20 protein-coding genes and 1 riboswitch are annotated in these 24,068 nt (G+C 47.9%); of the genes, 10 read left to right on the top strand and 10 right to left on the bottom strand.

The features are described from left to right. Nucleotides 1-221 precede the first annotated feature (221 nt). Nucleotides 222-1,577 (top strand): amidohydrolase, encoded by a 1,356-nt coding sequence (locus ACYVGO_RS20890; protein ID WP_460970934.1) that lies wholly within the window; start codon nucleotides 222-224, stop codon nucleotides 1,575-1,577. Nucleotides 1,578-1,669: 92 nt separating this feature from the next. Here the strand turns inward: ACYVGO_RS20890 and ACYVGO_RS20885 are convergent, their stop codons facing one another. The 3 genes from ACYVGO_RS20885 to ACYVGO_RS20875 all read right to left on the bottom strand — a co-directional run bounded on the left by ACYVGO_RS20885 (nucleotide 1,670) and on the right by ACYVGO_RS20875 (nucleotide 4,578). Further along, the gene (locus tag ACYVGO_RS20885; RefSeq protein ID WP_460970933.1) at nucleotides 1,670-2,467 is read right to left on the bottom strand and encodes an SDR family oxidoreductase; all 798 of its coding nucleotides are present in this window, start codon (nucleotides 2,465-2,467) and stop codon (nucleotides 1,670-1,672) included. 80 nt (nucleotides 2,468-2,547) lie between these two features. After that, nucleotides 2,548-3,462: a S66 peptidase family protein gene (locus tag ACYVGO_RS20880; RefSeq protein ID WP_460970932.1), complete on the bottom strand. Its 915-nt coding sequence runs from the start codon at nucleotides 3,460-3,462 to the stop codon at nucleotides 2,548-2,550. Between the two features lie 129 nt (nucleotides 3,463-3,591). Continuing rightward, nucleotides 3,592-4,578 (bottom strand): ion channel, encoded by a 987-nt coding sequence (locus tag ACYVGO_RS20875; protein ID WP_460970931.1) that lies wholly within the window; start codon nucleotides 4,576-4,578, stop codon nucleotides 3,592-3,594. A 253-nt stretch (nucleotides 4,579-4,831) separates the two neighbouring features. Here ACYVGO_RS20875 and ACYVGO_RS20870 point away from each other — a divergent pair, with 253 nt between their 5' ends. After that, entirely contained in the window at nucleotides 4,832-6,433 is a 1,602-nt protein-coding gene (locus ACYVGO_RS20870; protein ID WP_460970930.1) for a Na+/H+ antiporter, read from the top strand. Nucleotides 6,434-6,498: 65 nt separating this feature from the next. On the opposite strand, the gene ACYVGO_RS20865 is transcribed toward ACYVGO_RS20870, so the two are convergent. Continuing rightward, nucleotides 6,499-8,418 carry a CocE/NonD family hydrolase gene (locus tag ACYVGO_RS20865; RefSeq protein WP_460970929.1) on the bottom strand — a complete coding sequence of 640 codons (1,920 nt, stop codon included), beginning with the start codon at nucleotides 8,416-8,418 and terminating at the stop codon, nucleotides 6,499-6,501. A 650-nt stretch (nucleotides 8,419-9,068) separates the two neighbouring features. On the opposite strand from ACYVGO_RS20865, the gene ACYVGO_RS20860 reads away from it, so the two are divergent. Both ACYVGO_RS20860 and ACYVGO_RS20855 read left to right on the top strand, forming a co-directional pair. After that, entirely contained in the window at nucleotides 9,069-10,070 is a 1,002-nt protein-coding gene (locus ACYVGO_RS20860; protein ID WP_460970928.1) for a glycosyltransferase family 2 protein, read from the top strand. Continuing rightward, on the top strand, nucleotides 10,019-10,837 hold the full coding sequence (locus ACYVGO_RS20855; protein ID WP_460970927.1) for a polysaccharide deacetylase family protein: 819 nt from the start codon (nucleotides 10,019-10,021) through the stop codon (nucleotides 10,835-10,837). Before ACYVGO_RS20860 ends, ACYVGO_RS20855 begins: the two co-directional genes overlap by 52 nt. Before the next feature lie 66 nt (nucleotides 10,838-10,903). On the opposite strand, the gene ACYVGO_RS20850 is transcribed toward ACYVGO_RS20855, so the two are convergent. Continuing rightward, nucleotides 10,904-11,230, bottom strand: a complete 327-nt coding sequence (locus ACYVGO_RS20850) for a DciA family protein (RefSeq protein ID WP_142775375.1) — start codon at nucleotides 11,228-11,230, stop codon at nucleotides 10,904-10,906. A gap of 189 nt (nucleotides 11,231-11,419) precedes the next feature. Further along, a riboswitch (SAM riboswitch) is annotated at nucleotides 11,420-11,524 on the top strand. A 220-nt stretch (nucleotides 11,525-11,744) separates the two neighbouring features. On the opposite strand from ACYVGO_RS20850, the gene ACYVGO_RS20845 reads away from it, so the two are divergent. The 4 genes from ACYVGO_RS20845 to ACYVGO_RS20830 all read left to right on the top strand — a co-directional run bounded on the left by ACYVGO_RS20845 (nucleotide 11,745) and on the right by ACYVGO_RS20830 (nucleotide 15,637). Further along, the gene (locus ACYVGO_RS20845) at nucleotides 11,745-13,058 is read left to right on the top strand and encodes an O-acetylhomoserine aminocarboxypropyltransferase/cysteine synthase family protein (RefSeq protein WP_142775374.1); all 1,314 of its coding nucleotides are present in this window, start codon (nucleotides 11,745-11,747) and stop codon (nucleotides 13,056-13,058) included. Nucleotides 13,059-13,129: 71 nt separating this feature from the next. Beyond that, nucleotides 13,130-14,206: a homoserine O-acetyltransferase family protein gene (locus ACYVGO_RS20840; protein WP_460970926.1), complete on the top strand. Its 1,077-nt coding sequence runs from the start codon at nucleotides 13,130-13,132 to the stop codon at nucleotides 14,204-14,206. Between the two features lie 33 nt (nucleotides 14,207-14,239). After that, nucleotides 14,240-14,833, top strand: a complete 594-nt coding sequence (locus ACYVGO_RS20835) for a GDSL-type esterase/lipase family protein (RefSeq protein ID WP_460970925.1) — start codon at nucleotides 14,240-14,242, stop codon at nucleotides 14,831-14,833. A gap of 75 nt (nucleotides 14,834-14,908) precedes the next feature. Beyond that, on the top strand, nucleotides 14,909-15,637 hold the full coding sequence (locus ACYVGO_RS20830; protein WP_460970924.1) for an esterase family protein: 729 nt from the start codon (nucleotides 14,909-14,911) through the stop codon (nucleotides 15,635-15,637). Nucleotides 15,638-15,759: 122 nt separating this feature from the next. Here the strand turns inward: ACYVGO_RS20830 and ACYVGO_RS20825 are convergent, their stop codons facing one another. The 5 genes from ACYVGO_RS20825 to ACYVGO_RS20805 form a co-directional block, all read right to left on the bottom strand. Continuing rightward, entirely contained in the window at nucleotides 15,760-16,842 is a 1,083-nt protein-coding gene (locus tag ACYVGO_RS20825) for a lipase family protein (protein WP_460970923.1), read from the bottom strand. Between the two features lie 90 nt (nucleotides 16,843-16,932). Further along, nucleotides 16,933-17,754: a 5'-methylthioadenosine/adenosylhomocysteine nucleosidase gene (locus ACYVGO_RS20820; RefSeq protein WP_460970921.1), complete on the bottom strand. Its 822-nt coding sequence runs from the start codon at nucleotides 17,752-17,754 to the stop codon at nucleotides 16,933-16,935. Nucleotides 17,755-18,019: 265 nt separating this feature from the next. Beyond that, nucleotides 18,020-19,336, bottom strand: a complete 1,317-nt coding sequence (locus ACYVGO_RS20815; RefSeq protein WP_460970920.1) for an NCS2 family permease — start codon at nucleotides 19,334-19,336, stop codon at nucleotides 18,020-18,022. A gap of 85 nt (nucleotides 19,337-19,421) precedes the next feature. Then, the gene (locus ACYVGO_RS20810) at nucleotides 19,422-20,153 is read right to left on the bottom strand and encodes a 6-phosphogluconolactonase (RefSeq protein WP_460970919.1); all 732 of its coding nucleotides are present in this window, start codon (nucleotides 20,151-20,153) and stop codon (nucleotides 19,422-19,424) included. Nucleotides 20,154-20,333: 180 nt separating this feature from the next. Continuing rightward, the gene (locus tag ACYVGO_RS20805) at nucleotides 20,334-21,716 is read right to left on the bottom strand and encodes an alkaline phosphatase D family protein (protein ID WP_460970918.1); all 1,383 of its coding nucleotides are present in this window, start codon (nucleotides 21,714-21,716) and stop codon (nucleotides 20,334-20,336) included. Between the two features lie 42 nt (nucleotides 21,717-21,758). Between ACYVGO_RS20805 and lysA the strand changes: the two genes are divergently transcribed. After that, nucleotides 21,759-23,018, top strand: coding sequence for a diaminopimelate decarboxylase (lysA, locus tag ACYVGO_RS20800; RefSeq protein WP_460970917.1), 1,260 nt, complete (start codon nucleotides 21,759-21,761; stop codon nucleotides 23,016-23,018). 77 nt (nucleotides 23,019-23,095) lie between these two features. Continuing rightward, entirely contained in the window at nucleotides 23,096-23,809 is a 714-nt protein-coding gene (locus ACYVGO_RS20795) for a YebC/PmpR family DNA-binding transcriptional regulator (RefSeq protein ID WP_142775343.1), read from the top strand. The last annotated feature ends 259 nt before the right edge of the window (nucleotides 23,810-24,068 follow it).

The raw sequence follows: 24,068 nt of genomic DNA, 5'->3' as shown, positions 1-24,068 counted from the left end.
CCCTTGTTCAAAAGCAATTTACGTTTCCTTGAAATCTCTGAAACCTGAGCTTATACCCTTAAAGAGCTGATTCTGTTTGTTGCTGAAATTAGACAATATAAAATTGTTATATAGTAGCTTATGTTGTTCTTTTTTGAAGATATTATGTGAAGCGCCATATTTTATACTGTGTTATGTGTAACTTGGACTACAAATAAACCAGTGCCAAAAAATACATATTGATGAAAAAACATACGCTATTTGTTTCTTCACTGGCCTTCATTGGCCTTATCGCGCATACAACGTTCGGGCAGAGCACAACGCTAAACGCACGAATGGATAAAACCGCTGAGAGCTTGGAAAAGAAAGTGGTTGCCTGGCGTCGGGATTTTCACGAACACCCAGAGTTAGGTAATCGCGAGTTTCAAACGGCAGCTAAAATAGCGGCTCACCTACAGTCGCTTGGTATGGAGGTGAAAACCGGCGTTGGAAAAACGGGCGTAGTTGGCTTGCTGAAAGGTGGAAAGCCTGGCCCTGTTGTGGCTTTACGGGCCGATATTGACGGGTTGCCAGTAACAGAACGGGTTGATATACCGTTCAAATCCCAGGTGAAAACCGAATACAATGGGCAGCAAACGGGTGTGATGCATGCCTGTGGCCACGATACGCACGTCGCTATTCTGATGGGTACGGCCGAAATATTGGCCTCCGTTAAAAATGATCTGCGCGGCACGGTTAAGTTTATTTTCCAACCCGCTGAAGAAGGCGCTCCCGAAGGTGAAGAAGGTGGCGCTTATCTGATGGTCAAGGAAGGTGTTCTGGAAAATCCGAAAGTTGACGCCATTTTTGGTCTCCATATTAACTCGCAAACCGAAGTCGGTACGATCAAATATCGGCCCGGTGCCACAATGGCCGCGGTCGATTCATATGCCATTAAAATCAAAGGTAAACAAACACATGGAGCCGCTCCCTGGTCGGGTGTTGATCCAATTGTGACCTCGGCTCAGGTTGTGATGGGTTTGCAAACTATTGTTAGCCGTAACGTAACGCTTACTGATAACGCGGCTGTAGTAACCGTAGGCGCTTTACACAGTGGTATTCGGCAAAACATTATTCCCGAAGAAGCCAATATGATCGGCACCATTCGCACATTCAGTCCCGAAGCGCAAAAGCTGGTTCATCGGCGTATTGGTGAAATTGCGACGAACATTGCGGAAAGTGCCGGTGCTCAGGCCGATGTAAAAATTAATGTCATGTATCCGGTTACCTACAACGATCCTAAACTAACGGATCAGATGATTCCTTCGCTCGAAGCAGTTGCGGGTAAAAGCAATATTAAGCTGACACCTGCTCAGACAGGCGCTGAAGATTTCTCGTTCTATCAGCAGAAAGTACCGGGTTTCTTCTTCTTTCTGGGCGGTATGACGAAGGGTAAAAAAGTAGAGGATGCCGCTCCGCACCATACGCCTGATTTTCAGATCGACGAAGGTGGTTTTGTACTCGGCATGAAATCGCTCTGCCGCCTGACCACCGATTATATGGAATTTGCGAGTAAGGGTATTGCGATAAAGGAGTTAACAACCGCGAGCGGGCAGTAAAGAGTATAATGGTTTACGGTATTTGGTTTACGGTTGGCTGACGTATGAGTTGCTGACGCATCAGTCAACCGTAAACCAAATACCGTAAACCGTTATACCCCTTTCCTGTTTCTCAAAATTCGCGACAGCAACCCCGGCAGAAAGCGCTTGAGGTAGATGCCGTAGATTTCGGAGCCGCCTATATAGACTTCCTCTTTTTCCTTAGAAACAGCCCGGAGCAGTCGTTGTGCGAAGTCCTCAGGAGCCATGCCAACTTCTTGATTTTCATCCATTTTGCCATGCGTATGGCCGTCGGGCCCAAGTGCGTTGATAGAAATGGCCGTTCGGATGTAGCCGGGGCAAACGATTGTAACGCGCAACCCTGCTTCGTAAATTTCGGACCGAAGGGCATCGAAAAAACCATGCAGCGCGTGTTTGCTGGCGCAGTAACCAGAGCGTTGTTTGGTCGCCAGCTTACCCGCCACGCTGCTCGTAACCACAAAATGACCGTTGCCTTGCACCAACATCAGCGGTAATACGGCTTTGGTGAGCGCTACGACGCCAAAGAAATTCACATCCATAATCTGCTTATAGACCGAAAAATCAGTGTCGATAACCAGGCTTCGTTGGCTGATACCGGCATTTTGAAACAGGTAGTCGATTCGCCCAAAACGTTGGCGAACCGTTTCGACATGCGCTGGCAGACTGTCTAAATCAGTCATATCCATTGGCAGGATCAACACGTTTGAAGCAGGCAAGCCCGTTACTGTAGCCACCCGCTGCAATTCATCCGCACGTCGGGCCGATAGCACCAGTTTAACGTTGCTTAGTTTGCTTACAGCCAAAGAGATGGCTTCGCCAATGCCAGAAGACGCACCAGTAATCCAGATAACAGAGTTCGCGAGAGCCATTTTTTTTCGACAGGATTAAGAGGGTAAGACAGGATTACAATTCCGACAAATCGCGTCTTAGCCGAGCCAACGCTCGGCTGTTAATCCTGTCGAAAAAACTCAAGTCGTGCATTGTCTTTCCCTACGACTAACTCTACCGATTTGCCAATGGGTAGCGCCAGGTTAAACTCAACGTGACCGGCGGGGAAATCGACTAATACGGGATAAGAATAAGCCGCGACCTTATCGGCAATAATTTCGAACGAATCCTTGCCAAAGGGTAATGATTGATTAGCCCGCATATCAGTAAACTGACCAACAACTAAACCCGCCAGATTTTCCAATCGCCCGGACCGACGGAGTTGGGTCATCATGCGATCGAGCGAGAAAAGCGTTTCGTCGATGTCTTCAATAAAGAGGATCTTATCAGTGAAATCCACATCGGTCGGTGTGCCAATTGAGTTGACAAGCATAGTTAAATTGCCGCCAACGAGATTTCCTTTAGCATGCCCTGGCCGATTTAGTGGGTGCGTTGGCACAATATAATGCGCAGGGAATTCACCAAACAGCCACTGCCGAACCGACTCCAGGGATGCAGCTCGGGCAGGATCGCCGAATTGTCGGGGCATCAGACCGTGCAGACTTACAATATTATGGTTGTGTAATAAGCTTAGGAGTACGGTTACGTCGCTGAAACCTACGAGCCACTTTGGGTTTGCTTTAATACCCAATAAATCCAGGCCATCGGCAATGCGATAACAGCCGTAGCCACCCCGAGCCGCAAACACAGCTTTCACGGTCGGGTCATCGAACAGACGTTGAATATCAGCTCGGCGCAGATCATCAGAACCAGCAAATGGGCCATCAATGGCATGCAGGCTTTCGCCTTCAATGACGTTGAGATGCCAGTCATCGCGCAGAATTCGAAGCCCATCGGCTAATTCTTCATACGGAAACCAACTGGCAGGAGCCACAACACCGACTGTATCGCCGGGACGTAAAAAAGGAGGGAGCATTCAGTAAAGGTTTGGGGTTTGCGGTTTGAAGTCTATAGTTCGGGATTAGCTTACTCCACCATCGGAACGGCGAAAGCAATTGTGCGCCAGCCAACGTCAAACTACAGACTTCAAACCTCAAACTATATATCAATTCAAGTCAACTTCTTCGGTTTCGTCGAGTTTATCCAGATCAAGTCTCGTCTGCTGATCGCCATCAAACATCGGACGGAATCTGTGACCCCATTTTATTTCGTCGTATCGATAGGAGAAACGCGTGTGTACGCTCTGGACAAAGGTATCATCTAAGGCCTGAAACGAAATCAGAATCTCGGTATCCGACTGCTCAAGTTCTTCAGGGGTAGAGCCATACAACGGACTTTTATCGGTGATGGGATGAACCAGTGTCCAGTTTGCAGGGAAGAAAGCCACTTTGTTCCGCTCAAAATTAAGGGGATAATATTTTCGGGTAAGCGTACCATCTCCTTTTGGTTCAAGGCGTGAGAGGGTTGCTGTTATCTCTAAATTAATAAGCTGGTTAGCGCGGGTATTAATGATCCGAAACATCCAGGCGTTCACATCCAGATAAGGTGCAAATACCGATTGTTTTGAGAAACGTATATGCGCTACGGGGCGGGAAAACCGCCCATATAGCAAGCCCGTTGCCAGCGCAAAGGCCAGTAACCCAATCATAGATTCAAAAGCCGCAATGGAGCTTGTCAGGAAACTATTGGGTGAAATATGGCCGTAGCCTACCGTTGTCAGAGTTTGTGAACTGAAAAAGAAACACTTCCAGAAAGGTCCGTTTAGTTTCTTGTCGTCGATACCTACGAGTGTACTGGCATCGGCCAGCATATAAATACCCGCAAATAGGGTGTTCGTGAACAGATAGGCTGCCAGGAGCCAGGTGAAAAACTGCACCCAACTCATTGTGATTAGCCGGTTGTACACATTTAACCGATCCCAAAGAGACCCATTAGCCCGAGCCAGGTTGAAACTGCCATCCTGATTGACCAGCCTTACCTTCGAATCGGTTAGTTTAGTGCCAAAACCAAGATCGGTACGTTTTTCTTCCTGCTCAACTAACTGGCTATTTTGGGGGGCGTGGTTATAAAGTTGGCGAGTATTTGGATTCATAGCGGAGCGGTTTGTTAATAAGCCGATTTCATTTTTTGACAGGATTACAGGATTGATAGGGTTTTCTGGCCTACAATTCTATCTTATCCTGTTAATCCTGTAATCCTGTCAAAAAATGAAGGCATAATGTGCACAGATAGTGATTCAAATTCAAACTTGTCCTACACTCGTATCCACCAAACTAGGTCGATTAACAAAGTTATAGCTAATTTGTCCTGCTTAAACAGCTTATTACCCGAATCATCCTCACTCAATGCATCCAATTGAAATTGTAACTGGTTTACTGGGCCTGACAACCTTGCTGGCGGTGGTAGCCCGGCGGTTCCGAATATCATACCCAATTCTGCTGGTTATTGTCGGACTGCTGATTGGCTGGATACCCGGCTTACCATCAGATATACTATCGCCAGATGCTGTTTTCCTGATTTTCTTACCGCCTTTGCTTTATGCCGCTGCCTGGCAGATCGACAACACCGAACTGAAGCTATATAGCCGATCGGTTTCTTTGCTGGCGGTTGGACTTGTGCTGTTTACATCTACGATTGTGGCTTTGGTGGCTCATGCCGTCATCCCCGATTTTTCACTGGCACAGGGCTATTTACTAGGGGCTATTATTGCTCCGCCCGATGCCGTAGCGGCTTCGTCGGTTATGCGGGGGTTGAGTGTCCCGAAACGCATCAATACCATACTGGAAGGTGAAAGTTTGGTGAATGATGCAACCAGCCTGATTATTTACCGGTATGCGCTGGTTGCCATTCTGACCAGCCAGTTTGTGCTCTGGGAAGCTGGACTTCAATTTGTTGGCATTGCCATTGCCAGCGTAGCACTCGGGTTGCTGATTGGCTGGATCATGTTCTGGGTGCATCAGGTCATTAGTAAAGATGCCATAATTAGCACAGCGCTAACGCTGCTGACCCCTTACGGAGCGTATCTGGTTGCCGAAAATTTCCATATTTCCGGGGTACTATCGGCTGTGGCAACGGGCCTCTTCTTGTCGACCCGCACATCGGTGTTGTTTTCCTACCATAGTCGATTGCAGGTTAATTCCGTTTGGGAAATCGTTGTTTTCCTGCTGAATGGCCTGGTCTTTATTCTGATTGGTCTGCAACTGCCCATGATTGTCTCCAATCTGAACGGGTATTCACTGCCCGAGTCGGCTATGTATGGTTTACTCATTAGCGCTGTGGCGATTGTGTGCCGGATTGTCTGGGTTTTTCCGGGTGCTTATGTGCCCCGTTGGTTAAGTGCACGCATCCGAAAGCGAGAAGCCAGGCCAAGCTGGCAACAGGTGGCAATTATTGGCTGGGCGGGTATGCGGGGCGTAGTTTCTCTGGCGGGTGCCTTGGCCTTACCGAATGAGTTGCCCAACGGTCAACCGTTTCCTGCCCGTGACCTTATTCTGTTTATTACGTTCATTGTTATTTTAATTACGCTGGTTGTGCAGGGACTTACCTTGCCCGTGATTGTTGAAGCCCTGAATGTTCGGGAGCAGATTGATGAAAAACACGAAGAGCGCAAACTACGGCGGACAATGGCGTTACAGGTAATTACGCATCTTGAAGCCAATCATTCGGCGGGTTCTGTACACGATGATGTACTGAGCTACGTGAAAAATGAATACGAGTTAAAAATCAATGAGTTAAGTGGAATGCTCAGGGCGTCGGATAACGCCCAGCGGCCTGCCGAACTCTACCAACAAGCCATTCGACTTCAGTTGGAACTGATCGACGTAGAACGAACCGTTTTGATTGAACAACGTCAGAGTACGTTGCTGGATGATGAAATCCTCCGAAAAATGGAGCAAGAACTGGACCTTGAAGCCGCCCGCCTTACATTGGTTCAACCAGAGGGATAGATGATTTAACCACAGAGGCACAGAGAACAAAGAGTTTTCTCTGTGCCTCTGTGGTTAAAAAACTATCAATTGGGGTCTTTGAGAACACTCACCATGACACTGGATGGTTGCTGGGGTGAAAAATAAACCCGGTGTGTTGCCTTCTTGAAATCGGCTTCGGTAGCCTGATAAATATTTACAAACGTTTGCGGATTGCGATCGACCAATGGGAACCACGAGCTTTGAACCTGAACCATTAGTTTGTGTCCTTTTTTAAACGTGTGAGCTGCGTCCTGCATATCGAATTTTACTTCCGTAACCTCGCCCGGTTTCATGGCTTCGGGCTTTGAAAAACTGTTGCGGAACTTGGCCCGCATTACTTCGCCCCGCACCAGCAATTGAAAGCCGCCCATCTTAGTCCCAGGAATAGGGCTATTGTTCGGGGCAGCAGCGGGGTACACATCGATTAATTTAACCACAAAGTCGGCATCGGTACCGGTGGTGGAAACGAACAGATCGGCCAGCACATTTCCGGCTATCGTTACATCTTCGGTCAACGTATCCGATTCGTACACCATCACATCGGGGCGAGTGGCCGCAAAGCGTTGATCTTCATACATAAAGTCGCTTCCCCGAACGTTCCGAATTTCGGCTGTATAAGGAACTGGCTTTTTAGGATCACTGACGTACTCATCGAATGGAGTCTGACTGATTTGGGGCATATCAAACGATAGCTTTCCGTTTGGATGGAAATAGAGTTTTTTCTCCTGAGCTGTCTTGGGTGGCCATTGGTCGTACTTGTTCCACTGATTTAAGCCTGTGTCAAAAATATATGCTTTCGGCAACTGTGGATCGGGTTTGTCTTTCAGGTAGTGGCCGAAAAAGGGAAATTCAATGGTTTCCCGATAAAACACGGAGGTCTTATCCCCAAAACGAATATTGCCCAGCGTTTCGCCCGGTCCCCGCGACCAGCCTCCGTGAATCCAAGGGCCCATAACCAATGAATTAGGCGATTGGGGATTGTTTCGTTCGATGCCGGCGTACACCTTAAGCGGACCATATAAATCTTCCTGATCGAACCATCCACCAACCGTCATAACCGCCGGTTTAATGTTTTTCAGATAGGGAACAGGCGTTCGGGCCTGCCAGAATGCATCATAGGCTTCGTGATCCATCATCTCATTCCAGATGGCATTCTTTCCTTTAAAAATCCGCTCGTTTGCATTTTTTATCGGCCCCAGATTCATGTAAAAATCATAACCGCTTGGCGTACCGTATGCCGAAAAGCCAGGACTGTTTTTGGGCGTCGGCTCGGGTCGAGGCTGGCCATAAGAGGATAAAAACGCAAATGTGCCCATAAGAAAGAAGGCGCCATTATGATGTCGATCATCACCCATGAACCAGTCTGTCACCGGTGCCTGAGGCGAAGCGGCTTTCAGGGCTGGATGGGCATCGATGAGGGTTGTTGTGGTATAAAAGCCCGGTGCCGATATACCCCAGGTGCCAACCCGCCCGTTATTGTTCGGAATATTTTTCAGTAACCAGTCAATGGTATCGTAGGTATCGGAAATTTCATCGACGTCAGTCTTCTTTTTCTTGTTGGGCATGTAGGGTTTTACCGCCACAAAATTCCCTTCTGACATGTACTTGCCTCGTACATCCTGGTAGACGATGATATAGCCGTCACGCGCAAAGAGCATGGACGGCCCTATGGACGTTTTGTATTTGTCTTCACCGTATGGTGCTACGCTGTAGGGTGTGCGATCCAGCATAATTGGGTACGTCTGGTCGGTATTTTTTGGTACATAAATCGAGGTGAAAAGCTTTACACCATCGCGCATAGGAATCATCCGCTCCAGTTTGGTATAGTTTTCCCGGACATAGGCAGAGTCGGCTTTATTTATTCCGCCTGAGGCCTGAGCAGCCAGTCGATTGGCCAGTAGAGATAAGAATAGGCACAAAACGACGCCTGAAGCCTGTTGCCATTGATTTGTAATGATTTTCATACGTTAGTGCGAAGTTGTTAATAAAGTCAGGTTGGCCAATTACAAAGTGATAAGGTAAAGTTAGTACAGTTCGATTTGACCTCCATCGGCGACAGCTGTTTCTTGCTAAGTATTTCGCCGGATGCACTGTGCTACAAGCCAATCAACAATCAGGTCGTGTTTACGTAAAAATTTGACTGAAAAAATGAGTAAAAGCAAAAAGTACGATCCATCAAAAAAGCTTACACAACCTTCTTGGCAGATCTATAATAGATGGGTGCCTATGTAGAGTGCTCTGTGGTTAATAAGAGGTAAGAGAATAAGTTAACTAAAAAGTCCCAGAAAAGATGATTTAGGTCCGTTCAATTGTATGCCGGGCTGAATGCTTGGGCCTCTCTTCGTAGAGTTGGCGAAAGGTATCTTTACTGAGTAGTGTAAATTTTTGAGTAGTCGGCCATACTGAGAAAATTGGCTGTTTTCGCAGCTATCTGTATCAGTTTCAATTCTATACTTTCATTACATCTCCTACGAACAGATAGTACAGTAAAAGTATAGAATAAAGATTCTATCATATATTGTTAATAATTTTGAATTGGTAAGTAGATATACTTATATTTATACCCAGTTTTAAAGAAACCCCGCTCGTAACGGTATTGACAAATCAATAAACTATGAAATTTCATTCAGGTATGATCAGTTTGGTTGTACCGGCTTTTAACGAGGAAGAGAATTTGCCTGTATTGGTTCATCGGCTCATGGCTGTTATGGCACAATACGATTCTTACGAAATTCTGATTGTTGATGATGGTAGTTCCGATCAGACCCGTTATGTGCTGCGGCAGTTAAGTCAAGAGTATCCAGTTGTTCGTTTTATTTCGTTTTCCCGGAATTTTGGTCACCAGATGGCCCTGCGGGCCGGGTATGACAATGCCCGTGGCGAAGCTGTAATTTGCCTTGATGCTGATCTTCAGCATCCCCCCGAGTTGATTCCGACGCTGGTTAACAAGTGGCGGGAAGGCTACGAGGTGGTTTATACTGTTCGGCAGCCCGATCCTAAACTGTCCTGGTTTAAGCGAACAACGTCAAAATACTTCTACAAAGTCCTGCGTAATGCCTCGAATCTACAGATCGAAGATGGTGCTGCCGATTTTCGATTGCTTGATCGGAAAGTGGTAAATACCATTAAGCAATTTAAGGAAAACGATCTCTTTCTGCGGGGAGCTATTTCGTGGGTCGGGTTTCGGCAATGCCGGATTTTGTATGAACCAGCGGCCCGGTACGCAGGCCGATCTAAATACTCGTTCCGAAAAATGCTGCAACTGGCAGCAATGGGTATTACTTCCTTCTCAACAAGGCCTTTGTACCTATCTGTATTGCTCGGTTTTGGGATGTTCCTGTTTGCTACCCTATTTGGTGCAGAGGCTTTATATGAGCACTATTTTACCAGTGAGACAGTATCGGGCTGGACAACTCTGGTGTTACTGCTCGTACTCATTGGTGGCGTACAGTTCATTATGATTGGTATTATCGGCGTATATTTGGGCAAAACGTTCGTAGAAGTGAAGGGGCGCCCTGCCTATATCATCGGTGATACGAGCGAGATCGAGGAGACTGTAACGAAATGGCAATCCCCAACCGAGGTGGACGAAATATTTTATTCACCGTTGATGTAGAGGAATTTGATACGGCTGTAGAATTCGGTCACAATATTCCTCTTAATGAACAGCTGGCCGTATCAACTCGTGGGCTGCGCTTACTGTCACAACGGTTCGATACGGTAGGTGCCCGCACAACGCTGTTTACAACGGCTAATTACGCGCTTCACGAGACTGAATTGATTCGGAGTTTAGCACAAAAACACGAAATCGCGTCGCACGGCTATTTTCATACAACCTTCGAGCCCGCTGATCTGCTAAAATCCCGGTTGGCTCTTGAAGAGTTATTGGAGCGCCCCGTAACGGGTTTCCGGCGCGCACGCATGGGTTTTGTTGATCCGAATGATGTACATCAGGCTGGTTATCAGTATAATTCGTCATTGCACCCGACCTGGCTTCCTGGGCGATATAATCATTTGGGAGAACCGAGGCACCCGTTTCAGGAGTTGGGTGTCTGGCAAATTCCGGCTTCGGTTACCCCTACCTTACGCTTGCCGTTGTTCTGGTTGAGCCTCAAAAACTTTCCGTTCGCTTATTACAAACTGCTCTGTCGGCAAACGCTGGAAGCCGATGGCTTTTTGAACTTGTACGTCCATCCCTGGGAATTTACCGACCTGTCGGGCTATGAGAAAATTCCGACCTATGTCCGTAGGCACTCACGCGATGCATTGCTCGACCGGGTTGAAAACCTTTTACGATTTCTAAAACCACTCGGTGATTTCAGGACAATGGGTGAGTTTGCGGACGAATTAAGCCAGCAAATTAAGGCTCCCCAACAAATCTAGCTTCAAAAAGAAAGGACATTGCCACTGAGCAATGTCCTTTCTTTTTGAAATCTAATAGTGCCTATATCAAATGAATATCACGTCGTCAATCACATCGGACCCCATGTCTTTATTTACTAGCTGAATAAGTTTCTGCTTGGCATTAACGAGTTCGTTACGAAGCGGAGCCGAACCAATCTCAATATGAAGCTTCCGGTCGCGAACATACAGTCGGTTTGTACGTGAAGCAATAGCTGGTCCCATCATACGTCCCCAGAAGGCTTCAAGGTACGTTTCATTAAACCGAGTCTGGAGTTGATAAGCCTTCAGTAACTGCCCGATTGCGTCCTTCAGGGTCGTAGTGCCAGCTACCCGGGTAGCATTTTCGCGATTATAGCGGTACGTCTGATTCATTGGGTGGGATGTCTTACCACAAAAGTAAACAATGAATTGACTTAATGAATGAACACTGATCAGCAAAAGCGAAAAAATGTGTTATCGGATAGAAAAAACAAATCACGTTTGGATTCGCGCTATTTGGCTAGTATACTTGCGACATCAAGTCAATTGTTTCGCACCATTTTTAGCCTATCGGTGCACGTTGATTTATAAAGAAGTGGGGAGAGATCAGGCTCTGTGAACCACTGGCAACCTACCACACGGCAAGGTGCTAACTCCTGCCTAAAGTTATTTTAGGGACTATAAATCGGAACTCACATGCTCTATATTCAGCACTGTATGCCCCGGGGGGCCTACAAAGTATGACTCACTAACCGCTACGAAAACCGGGAGGGTTTGTCGTACCAATTAGTTGCGGTCAGTCCCTGGTATTTTCAATCGAATTATGAAAATACCCAGCCAACTGGTTGCTGCCCGTATTTCTACAGAAAACTAATTACACGATCCTAAATCACTAACTACTAAACTCATGTCTGAACTTCATTTCGATACGCTCCAGCTCCATGCTGGCCAGGAACCCGATTCGGCTACAAATGCCCGGGCTGTGCCTATTTATCAAACAACTTCGTTTGTTTTCAATGATTCGGCACACGGCGCCGATTTATTTGCGCTGAAAGCCTTCGGGAATATTTATACCCGGATCATGAACCCTACCTCCGATGTCTTTGAAAAGCGTATCGCGGCTCTTGAAGGGGGCGTAGCTGCGTTGGCAGTTGCATCGGGACAGGCGGCCCAGTTTATTGCACTAAGCAACATTTTGAGCGCTGGTGATAACTTTGTGACGACCTCGTTCCTGTACGGAGGTACATATAATCAGTTTAAAGTTTCGTTTAAACGGCTGGGTATCGAAGCCCGTTTTGCGGATGGTGATAAGCCTGAATCCTTCGCGAAACTGATTGACGAAAACACAAAAGCAATTTACCTGGAAACCATCGGGAATCCGGGCTTCAATATTCCCGATTTCGATGCCTTTGCCGCCCTGGCTAAAGAACATGACCTGCCGTTGATCGTTGATAATACGTTTGGTGCAGGGGGCTACCTTTTCCGTCCTCTTGAACATGGTGCGGCCGTTGTTGTTGAGTCGGCAACGAAGTGGATTGGTGGCCACGGCACGAGCATTGGCGGGGTAATTGTCGATGGGGGCACGTATAACTGGGGAAATGGGAAGTATCCGCAGTTCAGCGAACCGTCGGAAGGTTATCATGGGCTCGTGTTCAGCGATGTGTTTGGCGTAGGTGGTCCCTTTGGCAACATTCAGTTTATTATTCGTGCCCGCGTTGAAGGTCTGCGTGACTATGGACCGGCCATTAGCCCATTCAACTCGTTCCTGCTACTTCAGGGCCTGGAAACGCTGTCGTTACGAGTAGACCGTACGGTACAGAATGCGCTGGCGCTGGCCCAATGGCTCGAACAACACGAGCAGGTTGAATTCGTAAACTACCCGGGTTTGGAAAGTAGTGCCTACCATGACCTAGCCAAAAAATACCTAAAACGCGGTTTCGGCGGTGTATTCTCGTTTAAAGTGAAGGGCAGCAGTGAAGCCGCTGACCAATTTGTTAATAGTCTGAAACTGGTCAGCCATCTGGCCAACGTTGGTGATTCAAAAACGCTGATCATCCACCCGGCTGCTACAACGCACCAACAGTTGAGCGAACAGGAACAGGCTAGTGCTGGCGTTGAATTAGGGGTATTACGGGTGTCAGCGGGCATTGAATACATTGATGACATTAAAGCTGACTTTGAGCAGGCGTTTGCCAACATTGCCGAACCGGTATTGGGTTAAACAGTCTGTAGTTTGATGTTTGTAGTTTCAGCTACAAACATCAAACTACAGACTACAAACTATAAACTTGATTGAATCTCCAGTATTACGATTATAAGTATTCGTTCGCGCTCGAATCGGGCGAAAGCTTGCCGGGTTTTCGGCTGGCTTATACCACACGCGGTACACTCAACGAAGATCGGTCGAACGTTGTATGGGTATGTCATGCACTGACCGGTAATGCCGATGTGGACGATTGGTGGGGAGGCATGGTTGGTGCGGGAAAATATTTTGACCCCGAAGCCAAGTCCGGTGTGGGGCAGTTTATTGTATGCGCCAATGTACTTGGCTCATGCTACGGTTCTACAGGACCGCTTTCCGTCAATCCCATAGGCGGAAAGCCTTATCACCACGATTTCCCCGCTATCACGATTCGTGATATGGTTAATGCCCTCGACTTACTTCGACAGGAGTTGGGCATCGAAAAAATCCATACCTGTATTGGCGGCTCAGTAGGTGGGGAGCAGGCACTGGAATGGGCTATTCTACAGCCTAATTTAATTGAAAACCTAATCGTTATTGCAGCCAGCGCCGTGGCCTCTCCGTGGTGTATTGCTTTCAATGAAGCACAGCGGATGGCTATTGAAGCCGACCCAACCTGGCGAGAAAACCGTGATGATGCGGGTCTGGCTGGTATGAAAGCGGCTCGTGCTATGGCCATGATTTCGTATCGAAATTACGATACGTATGGCTTTACACAGGCTCTGGATAATAATGAGCAACTGGATGGGTATAAGTCAGCGAGTTATCAACGTTATCAGGGTGAGAAACTGGTCGAACGGTTTAATGCCTTTACCTACTGGACGCTCTCGAAGGTCATGGATTCTCATAATGTTGGGCGTAATCGGGGCAGTATCCTCAACGCGCTTGGCCAGATTAAGGCACATACACTAGTTGTCGGTATTCGCTCTGATTTGCTGTTCCCCCCAATTGAGCAGCAATTTCTGGCACGTCATATTCCTGATGCAGCCTACGAAGAAATTGATTCACTGTATGGTCATGATGGATTTTTGATCGAATTTCGTCCTCTGGCTAATATGATTCGGAAGTGGATGGCCGGGTTAGCTGTGTCTGAATCGAAAAAACTAGTTGAAGCTGCTAAAAAGTAAGCAGCTTAATAAATCATCAATAAACTTAACCGGATGTTCTGGTACGAAGCCGATATTCAACAATTAGAAAGTAAACTGAGTAGCTTGCCACCCGCTTCGGATCGGGTCGTTTTTTATGGCAGCTCATCCATTCGGCTCTGGACAACGCTGGCACAGGATTTTCCACAAATCAATACACTCAACTTAGGTTTTGGAGGCTCTACGCTGGCTGCTTGCACGTGGTTTTTCGAACGGGTACTAGTTCCGGCGAATCCTAAGTCTATCGTGTTTTACGCGGGTGATAACGATCTCGGCGATGGGAGACATCCTGAAGAAGTGTATCTATTTTTCTGCACCTTTGCTGAAAAACTCAGTACAATCCTACCGGGTATACCTCTGTCTTTTTTATCGATAAAAATTAGCCCTGCCCGCTGGGGCATTGTGGATCAGATCCGATTTGCAAATACATTGATCCTCAGAGAAATCGAAAAATACGCTGATTACCAGTTTGTTGATATGGCATCCCCGTTGCTAGGATCCGATGGGAGGCCTCGCAGAGAGTTTTTTGAGCCTGATGGATTGCATCTAAGTCCGGCGGGTTACCGAATGTGGAAACAAGTGGTACAGAAGCAGGCCCGAATTTTTTAATAATTTGTTTACCCGGTTCGTAGAAATTCTTTACCTTACTTGTTGCAATTTCAGGGGTATTTAACGCATACCGGTATGCAACGGGAATATCATAAATGGTTTAGCCCGAATCTGAATCGTGACATGGAGCTACTAGTATTCGGTCACGCAGGCGCGAGGGTGCTGGTATTTCCTACCCGTCGCGGCCGATTCCACGAATACGAAGATCTGGGCCTCGTTCATGCACTCGCTGACCGAATTGAAAACGGGTGGTTGCAACTGTATTGTGTCGATAGCGTAGACCGGGAAAGCATCTATAACCGGTATGCATCTCCTCAGGACCGGATACGACGGCATAGTCAGTATGAACAGTATATCCTGAACGAAGTGCTGCCCCTTTCCCGACTGAAAAACCCCCAACCGTTCATGATCTCGCACGGTTGCAGCCTGGGAGCTTATCACGCGTTGAACATCGCCCTTCGGCATCCGCAATGGTTTGGTAAAGTGGCGGCCTTTAGTGGGCGCTATAATTTATCTGAACCCGTAGCCGAATTCCGGGGCTTATTCGACGATTATTATGACGAGGAAATCTACTTTCATAGCCCGAATCATTTCCTGCCAAATCTATATGATGGTGCTATCCTCGACAATATACGGCGAATGCAACTAGTCATGACAATTGGCACCGAAGACCCTTTTCTTCATAGCAATCTGAATCTAAGCGAAGCGCTCTGGGCCAAAAACGTATCACATGAGTTGTACCTCTGGGACGGCCGGGCACACCAGGCCAATGACTGGCAGAAAATGGTGCAATTGTATCTCTAAGACCCACTGTTAAGCATAGTTAAAAACTTCGCCGAACCAGAGTTCTATGATTCCTGATGATCAGTACAGTAGAATCCAGTGAATCTATCGCACGGGCGGCCCTAAGAATCAATAGAATCTCTTTATGGCAACTTCTCCGCCAGGTATAAATAAGGCGGATGGAAATGATGAGTGAAGATCTTTTCCTTACTCTCTGGGTATTTTTGAAAATACGTGCTGTCGGCCAGGAGAACGATGGTGGGGCCGGTTCTGACATAATCACTGCTGTTATAATAACTAGATGGAACATAGCCATTTAAGTTCTTGACTACGCTTTTAGACGCAAACTTTCCTAAATATTTCTGGTAATTTTTCTGCGCCTTGAGTGCCGGCTTACTCAGTTGATTATAAACATACTTCAGGACGATGCGCTGCGGCAGTTTCTGTTTTTTGATCATGGCCGGGGCACCGCTGAACGGATTTGTTGTGTTTACATCGTTAACCGTTTGAATCGAGAATGGAACTTCTGGTACCCAATCGGCGGAGTTAACAACATTATAGGCCCAGCCAATTTGTGTGTCGGCCTCGTAGGCATAGGCATAATACAGGTTGCCCGGTTTTGGCCCTGCACTACAATAGGTTTTGAACCGAATGTCGGCGGGGAGTTTAGTCTGCTTCTGTAAGCTTTTAAGGTAAGAGGTTAGCAGGAAAGCAATGGCTCCCCCCTGGCTGTGGCCCATGATTAGTATATCTTTAATGCCAGCCTTGTAGCAGGAATCTAGTTTGGGCAGAATATCCTTACTCAAATAAGCCATACTCACCAGCCAACCCACATGAACGGCCGCTTTGGGGTCGGAAGCCAGCTCATAGGGGAATTTTTCGGTGGTGTTGAGTTGTAACTCGCCTTTGGCTGGAACCATCGCAGCATAAAAATTACCTAGCCAGCTTATACTATTCGCGGTTGTTCCCCGAATGCTCAGCACTGCTCCCGATTGCTTATCTGTCCATAAATCCCAGCGATTATCCAAGCCAACAACCGGAGAGCGATAGGCAAGTTTGTAGCGTTGAGGAACAGGGAATGCACTGACATAGGTCGAATCGCCAAACTGGGCTGATACTTTAAGCAGTTCGATGTATTCCGCTTTATCAAACCCCGGCTTTAATGCTTGGCTGAAAAGAGCCGAGGGAAATGCAAACACAATGAGGAACACGGCTATGTATTTCATACGTGAGCTTGGCGAAGGTATATGCCGCTCAAATATGAATGAAAAGTTGTCTGTTCCCAACAAAAGGTAACCTTTCTGAGGAAGCGGTGGCTACAAGGCCTTCACCAGTGCAATAACTAGTTTGGCTGAATTTCGGGCGGCAGTCGGGTAAAACTTGTCGTAGGCAATGTGCGCTTCGGCATCGGCCCGGTCGCTAAGGCTGCGAATAATCAGGAGTGGCACCTGAATCTGGTAGCAAACCTGCGCAATGGCGGCTCCTTCCATTTCAGTCGCATCGGCTCCAAAATCGGCGCGTAGACTTTTCCCTTTTTCGGCCGACGCTACAAAGACATCGCCCGTTACAACGGTCCCCGTCATCACTTTAACCGGTCTGTCTGACACGCCCCCCGATGCCAGTGGAATACCCTCTAATGGAACGCTCTTGACAACAGTTTCGGCTAGCCGCATTAACGTTGAATCGGCGGGGAAGTAAACGGGGTTAAACTCTTTGGTAATCGCGTTTCGGGTCTGTTTCGTCGGTGTGTTTTTGTCTGTAATAGACCCATAGTCATGATGCGCTGTTCGGCCCGAAATAACAATGTCGCCGGGTTGTAAATCCGGGTTCGTACCGCCTGCAATACCGGTGAATAGGACACGCTGGGGGTGGAAATGATCGAGCATTAACGCCGTTGTCATAGCGGCATTGACTTTGCCGATGCCCGTCTCGGCCACGACAACCCGTTGGTTACCAATGCGCCCACACGTAAATACAACGCCATCGACCAAAACGGTTTTGGGCTTTTTCAATGACTCTTTGACTAAGGCTACTTCAGCGCCAAAGGCACCCAATAAACCGGTGATACTCTTGGGTTTATAGCGCTGGGCAAACGTGACATGGGAGAGGAAAAGGAGAAATAGAATTGCTTTCTTCATTAGAGTATTGTGGTGAAAACTGTTAGTCATCATTCAACTTGCTCTGGCATTTTTGGCCGGTGAGGCTACCTGAGCTGCCAGATTAAAGAGTTGGTTGGCCGTTATTATGCTTATTGTGGTGTCAGTTTCTCAAAACCGAGCTATGGTATCAAGCCTGACACGGTAGGTTTTGAGAAACCTATCGCTGTCAGTTTTAAGAAACTGACAGCACTGGTACACCACTGGTAGCTTCGCAGACTGCTCTGTGGACAAAACGGTTTATGACTTAATGTCCGCTCGTTAAGGCCAGAACGCAAAACACATCGACGATCCACAGCCCTAGGGATACTTCGCGACTTTTGCCGACGGCCACTTTTATAACTGTCCACGATAAAAAGCCCCAGATAAGTCCCTGCGTGATGGAGTAACTGAACGGAATAAGCACAAGGGCCAGAAACGCAGGCAGTGCATCGTCTAACTGACCCCAATTGATGCGGGTTATGGGCTTCATCATAAACGCACCAACCAGCACCAGAGCCGGAGCGGTGGCAATGGCCGGAATGACCGACAACAAAGGCGATAAAAACAGAAACGGCAGAAAGCAACAACCCGCTATGATGGCTGTCAGGCCTGTTCGCCCACCCTGCGCAATCCCCACCGCCGATTCAATGTAAGCCGTACCGGGACTGGTACCCAACAAAGCGGCTAAGGTAGTCGATACAGCATCGGTTAATAGGGAACGATTCAGATTGTGTGGATTGCCATCTGTATCCTGCAAACCACCCGCTTCGGCCACGCCGACAAACGTAGACAGGCTATCAAACAAATCCGTGAAGGCAAAGGCGAAAATGACCGGCCAGAGCGACCAAGATAGTGAACCCATCAGGTCTAGCTTACCAAGCAAGGAGAAATCAGGCGCAGCCCAAAGTCCCTGAAAATTGACCAGCGTTTTCTGCCCGAAATTAATAGCCGCTGCATCCCCCCAGTAGCGACCGATGGGCCAGGCAGCCAACGTTGTCAGGATGATGCCAATGATAATGGCTCCCGGCACATCGCGCACCACCAGGATGCTGGTCAGCAGTAAACCGAAGATGAACGTTAGTACAATCGGGTCATTAAAATGGGCAATGCTGACCAATGTAGCGGGATTCGCTATAATAAACTTCGCGTTTTCGAAACCAATTAGTGTGATAAACAACCCAATACCTGCAGAAACCGCATAACGTAACGGCAGCGGAATTGCCTTGACAATTGCCGAGCGGATGTTCAAAACAGACAGTAATAGAAATAAGACACCCGCCCAGAACACCGCGCCGAGGGCCACTTCGGGCTGTATGCCCATGCCTTTAACGGCAGTGAAGGTGAAGAAGGCATTCAGCCCCATTCCCGGCGCGACTACAATAGGGTTGCGGGCGTATAAGCCCATCATTAAACTGCAAAAAAACGATAGTAGCACCGTAGCGGTCAATACACCACTGAACGGTAGTCCGGCCTGACTCAGAATAGCCGGATTGACAACGATGATGTACATCGTTGCCAGAAAAGTAGAAATGCCGGCAAGGATTTCAGTTCGCCGGGAAACGGCGGGGAGCGTAGTAGACAAAAGGTTTTGAGTTTGTAGTTTGAAGTCGGAAGTTAAGCGTGGCTGTTAACTTCCGACTTCAAACTACAAACTTCAAACTGAAATTTCAAAAACCTGTCAGCAAACTTCCGGCGGCTTCATCGATCCAAACCTGGCCATTAGGGTGTGTTTGCAGAATACTGGCAGGAAGTTGTTCTGTTATGGGGCCACGTAAAGCATCGCGTAGGACAGGCGCTTTTTTCGCTCCACTAACTAATAGAATAACTTCCTTGGCTTCGGTCAGGTGACGAAGTCCGATGGTAATGCCCTGAGTGAGGGTCGTTTCTTTCTCGAAATACTTCTGGCCAACGGTTTTCGTACTTTCTGCCAGTTCAACCACATGACAACCCAGTGTAAACGGCGTACCGGGTTCATTTAGGGCAATGTGGCCATTCATGCCCATGCCTACCAGCAATACATCCAGCCCACCTTTCGACTTAATAATGGCATCGATTTTGGCGCACTCAGCTGCCAGGTCATCTGCTTTTGCATCGAATACATGAACTTGCTCGGGGCGCAGAGTCAAAGGGGTAAACAGGTCGCGAAATACGTAATACGAACAACTGCCCACATCTTCCGGGCCGAAACCCACCCATTCATCCAGGCCCACAAACGTACACTGACTAATATCGACTTTGTCAGATTTTACCAAATCCACAAATCGGTGATAGGTTTCAATGGGCGTATCACCCGATGCTAAACACAGCAACGCATCCGGCTTTTGATTGATAATAGCCGCAATGTGCTCGGCAGTATACTGCGACAGCGTCGCATAATCGGGGAATTGGTGGAAAGTCATATTACGTAAAATTGTTACTTTCTCATGTTCTCGCTTGGCTTCGCCGAGTGAGGTCTATCATTTTAAGGGCCTCTGGCCCGTTTTTTAACTTTATTTGCTATTCTCCGGCCAGAGGCCGTTAAAAATAATCCTCACTCGGCGAAGCCAAGCGAGAACGCAGAAAGCGTGAGCTAATTCGGCCTATTTCAACTCATTAGCTCGTATCTCTCTCGTCCAGCGTTCAGTACCTTTCTGGTCGTAGACTTTTATGGTTAGCACCCGATCTTTCAACGGGCCACTAACGCTTAGAAAACCAAAATTGCGCTCAGTTACTAACGTGTTAGCCACATAAGTGGGTTGTTTTAGCTCATCCGCGCGCGGTTGGGCCACCGACGATGTCAGAGGGGAGATGGTTAAATCATACAAAGGATATGTTCCCGCCCGATCTAATTTGTGAAGGATAGAGTGGTGACGGTCGCCGGTGAGGAAGAGAACACCCGGGATCTTAGCGTCGGTAATGGCTTTGAATAGACGGGTACGTTCGGTGCCGTAAATGGAGTAATTTTCGAAGGCTTCGGTCGGATTAACGATCTGGCCGCCCGTGACAATAAATTTAAATGTGGCTTTGCTGAACGTCATCGCATCCATCAACCATTGTATCTGTTTATCGCCATAATAGGCTTTCTCGGGGCCGTCGGGCATATCGTTTGGTGCCCGGAATGTACGATCGTCGAGCAGGAAAAACTGGCAATCGTTCCAGAAAAATGTACCCGCGCAACCTTCGGGAAACACAAAATTCGGGTTCGTCCAAAATAGCTTAAAGGCTTCGAGCGTGACGGGTTTGAGCCAGTAAGACCGATCGGCGTCATTGGGGCCGTAATCGTGGTCGTCCCAGGTTGCGTAGTTGTGCGTATTGGCCAGTAGCGGCTGCATTTCGGGTAGCGAGCGCGTATGGGTATACCGTCGGAGAACGCCCGAGCGCGTGTTCCAGTCTACTTCGCGGGTGTAGGTGTTATCGCCCGTCCAAAGCATGAAATCGGGTTTCTTGGCGGCTATCGACGTAAAAATCTCGTAACCATCCCCATACGGTTTGCCGGGGCGATCTACCTCAGGTTCGTTGACGTATGTGCAACTTCCGACGCCGAAGTGAAACGTCGGAGGGTCGGTCCGCCACTGCCACAGGGGTTGGGTCTGAAACCGGGTCGGGTAGGGCAGGCTCACCTTCTGGCCCTCGATCAATAGTTCGTATGTGTACTTTTTTCCGGGTTCCACCTGATCGGCGAGCAGGTGGGCTGTAAAAGCCGTTTGCCGGTTGGTTTGTACTTCGTTGGTTAGGTAATTAACCGTCGGTTTGTCGACTTCATGATAGCGAATCTGAACTTTGGCCGGTTGTTTGGTTTGTGCCCAAAGCATCACCTCGCGCATGTCCGAATACCCAACCATCGGGCCAGACTGGAGGTTATTTTGACTGGCTGATTTTGGGGTTGATCGAGCAACCGGTACCGGTCGTTTCGACGTCTGCTGGCTAAATACCACCAACGGACTTAATAACGTGAGTAGTAAGAGGAATTGAATTTTGTACATGGGGGAAAGATGGCGTAATTTTGCGGCTCGTTTGACAAAGTTATGCAACTAAATAACCAAACCTACCAGATTCAGGGCGTTGATGTACTGGACATAGCCGACGAGTTCGGGTTGCCATTGTATGTGTATGATGCCGACAAAATTATCGAAAAAATACGCTTGCTTCGGTCTTCTTTCGCCGGGGTCAATCTGAAGATAAAGTACGCAGCGAAGGCATTGACTAATGTATCGATTCTGAAATTGATGCGCCAACAGGGTGTAGAAATGGATTCGGTGTCGGTCAACGAAGCGCGGATGGGTATGCTGGCTTGTTTTGCGCCCGGTCAGATTATGTTTACGCCCAGCGGAGTTTCATTTGGCGAAATCCGCGAAGCTATTGACATGGGGCTACAGTTAAATGTGGATAGTTTGCCGTTACTTGAGTGGGTTGGACAAAACTACGGAAGCCAGGTGCCCGTTAGCATTCGTATCAATCCACACATCAGCGAAGGCGGCAATATCAAAATTTCGACGGGTCATGCCGATTCCAAATTCGGTATTTCGATTCTGCAACGGGTCGATATGCTGGCCATCGTGGAACAGTACGGAATTTCGGTGGCGGGATTGCATATTCATACGGGTTCGGATTTCAAAAATGCCAATGCCTTTCTGAAAGGGGCCGACGTGTTGTTCGATCTGGCCAGCGATTACCCTAACCTGACGTTTATTGACTTTGGTAGTGGGTTCAAGGTCGCATATAAAGAGGGTGACCATATTACAGATGTTCCCGAGTTAGGCCGTCAGGTATCGGCTGCTTTCCAGAATTTCTGCCAGCAATACGGGCGTGACCTGGAATTGTGGTTTGAGCCGGGTAAGTTTCTGGTCAGTGAGAGCGGGCATTTGCTGGTTAAAACCAACATCGTCAAAGAAAACCCAACGCGGACATTCGTAGCGGTAGATTCGGGACTGAACCACCTTATTCGACCCATGATGTACGATTCGTATCACGACATCAAAAACATCTCGAATCCAACAGGCTCGACGAAAACCTACAACGTGGTGGGCTATATCTGCGAGACAGATACGTTTGCCACCGATCGCCCCTTGCCTGAAGTTCGGCCGGGAGATGTGCTGTCGTTTGAGAATGCCGGAGCCTATGGTTTCAGCATGTCCTCGAATTATAACGCCCGCTTTCGCCCTGCCGAAGTACTGGTTTACGAAGGCAAGCCCTACGTAATTCGCCAGCGCGAAACCTTTGAGGACTTAATGCGAGGGCAGGTAGATTTATCAATTTTTAATCAACAGGAGATACTAAATGTATAATGAACAATGAATAATGGCTAATGCCAATTTGCATATTGTCATTTTACATTCTCCATTTTACATTATTCATTAAAACAATGGGACGCGCATTTGAATACCGGAAAGCCCGGAAAATGAAACGATGGGGGCAAATGGCCAAGACATTTACCCGCATCGGAAAAGACATCGTGATGGCCGTCAAAAGTGGCGGTCCTGATCCGGATAGCAACGGCCGACTTCGGGCTATTATCCAGAATGCCAAAGCGGCTAACATGCCGAAGGAAAACGTAGACCGGGCTATCAAAAAAGCCTCGTCGAAAGATCAGGAGGATTATAAAGAAATCGTGTACGAAGCCTATGCCCCACACGGCATTGCGCTCGTAATTGAAACCGCTACCGACAACCACAACCGGACGGTTGCCAATGTGCGCAGCTACCTGAACAAACTGGGCGGTAGTCTGGGCACACAAGGCATGCTCGACTTCATGTTCGATCGTAAATCGGTATTCCGGATTCCGGCAGAAGGTATCGATCAGGAAGAACTGGAACTTGAACTGATCGACGTTGGGGGAGATGACATTGAACTTGACGAGGATACAAACCAGTACGTCATCTATGGCGAGTTCACCGCTTTCGGAAGCATTCAGAAGTTCCTCGAAGAAAAAGGCTACGAAATCAAACAGGCCGAATTCGAGCGTATTCCGAACGATTACAAAGAATTAACCGACGAAGAAGTTGCCGATGTCGAAAAACTCATCGAACGCATCGAAGAGGACGACGACGTTCAGACGGTATATCATAATATGAAATAAGAGGAGGAAAGGAGGAGAGGGAGGAAGGAAGAAAGGGAGTAGGGGGAGGAATGGGATAAAAGAGTGGCAAATTAGTCCTCTCATCCCTTTCCTCCCCCTACTCCCTCTCCTCCTTCCTCCCTTTCTCCTTACCTGGCTGATACGCCTTCCCGCAGGATCTGAACCCAGCCCTTGATGATCTGGGGGGGAGCGTTCTTGTCCAGCAGGGCAAAACGCACACTGGCCTGATAATAATACAAGCCCGTGGGTAGGTCCACCC

The sequence above is a fragment of the Spirosoma migulaei genome (genome assembly GCF_054776855.1).
Note: the sequence above shows the minus strand (reverse complement) of the source record. Positions and strands in the feature narration are given on the sequence as shown.

Bases quoted from the DNA above. Each gene is read 5' to 3' on its own strand.
- ACYVGO_RS20865 (WP_460970929.1), bottom strand. From the start codon at position 8,418: ATGAAAATCATTACAAATCAATGGCAACAGGCTTCAGGCGTCGTTTTG.
- ACYVGO_RS20845 (WP_142775374.1), top strand. From the start codon at position 11,745: ATGTCTGAACTTCATTTCGATACGCTCCAGCTCCATGCTGGCCAGGAA.
- ACYVGO_RS20850 (WP_142775375.1), bottom strand. From the start codon at position 11,230: ATGAATCAGACGTACCGCTATAATCGCGAAAATGCTACCCGGGTAGCT.
- ACYVGO_RS20890 (WP_460970934.1), top strand. From the start codon at position 222: ATGAAAAAACATACGCTATTTGTTTCTTCACTGGCCTTCATTGGCCTT.
- ACYVGO_RS20830 (WP_460970924.1), top strand. From the start codon at position 14,909: ATGCAACGGGAATATCATAAATGGTTTAGCCCGAATCTGAATCGTGAC.
- ACYVGO_RS20885 (WP_460970933.1), bottom strand. From the start codon at position 2,467: ATGGCTCTCGCGAACTCTGTTATCTGGATTACTGGTGCGTCTTCTGGC.
- ACYVGO_RS20880 (WP_460970932.1), bottom strand. From the start codon at position 3,462: ATGCTCCCTCCTTTTTTACGTCCCGGCGATACAGTCGGTGTTGTGGCT.
- ACYVGO_RS20825 (WP_460970923.1), bottom strand. From the start codon at position 16,842: ATGAAATACATAGCCGTGTTCCTCATTGTGTTTGCATTTCCCTCGGCT.
- ACYVGO_RS20860 (WP_460970928.1), top strand. From the start codon at position 9,069: ATGAAATTTCATTCAGGTATGATCAGTTTGGTTGTACCGGCTTTTAAC.
- ACYVGO_RS20835 (WP_460970925.1), top strand. From the start codon at position 14,240: ATGTTCTGGTACGAAGCCGATATTCAACAATTAGAAAGTAAACTGAGT.
- ACYVGO_RS20875 (WP_460970931.1), bottom strand. From the start codon at position 4,578: ATGAATCCAAATACTCGCCAACTTTATAACCACGCCCCCCAAAATAGC.
- ACYVGO_RS20805 (WP_460970918.1), bottom strand. From the start codon at position 21,716: ATGTACAAAATTCAATTCCTCTTACTACTCACGTTATTAAGTCCGTTG.
- ACYVGO_RS20810 (WP_460970919.1), bottom strand. From the start codon at position 20,153: ATGACTTTCCACCAATTCCCCGATTATGCGACGCTGTCGCAGTATACT.
- ACYVGO_RS20855 (WP_460970927.1), top strand. From the start codon at position 10,019: ATGGCAATCCCCAACCGAGGTGGACGAAATATTTTATTCACCGTTGAT.
- ACYVGO_RS20795 (WP_142775343.1), top strand. From the start codon at position 23,096: ATGGGACGCGCATTTGAATACCGGAAAGCCCGGAAAATGAAACGATGG.
- lysA (WP_460970917.1), top strand. From the start codon at position 21,759: ATGCAACTAAATAACCAAACCTACCAGATTCAGGGCGTTGATGTACTG.
- ACYVGO_RS20820 (WP_460970921.1), bottom strand. From the start codon at position 17,754: ATGAAGAAAGCAATTCTATTTCTCCTTTTCCTCTCCCATGTCACGTTT.
- ACYVGO_RS20870 (WP_460970930.1), top strand. From the start codon at position 4,832: ATGCATCCAATTGAAATTGTAACTGGTTTACTGGGCCTGACAACCTTG.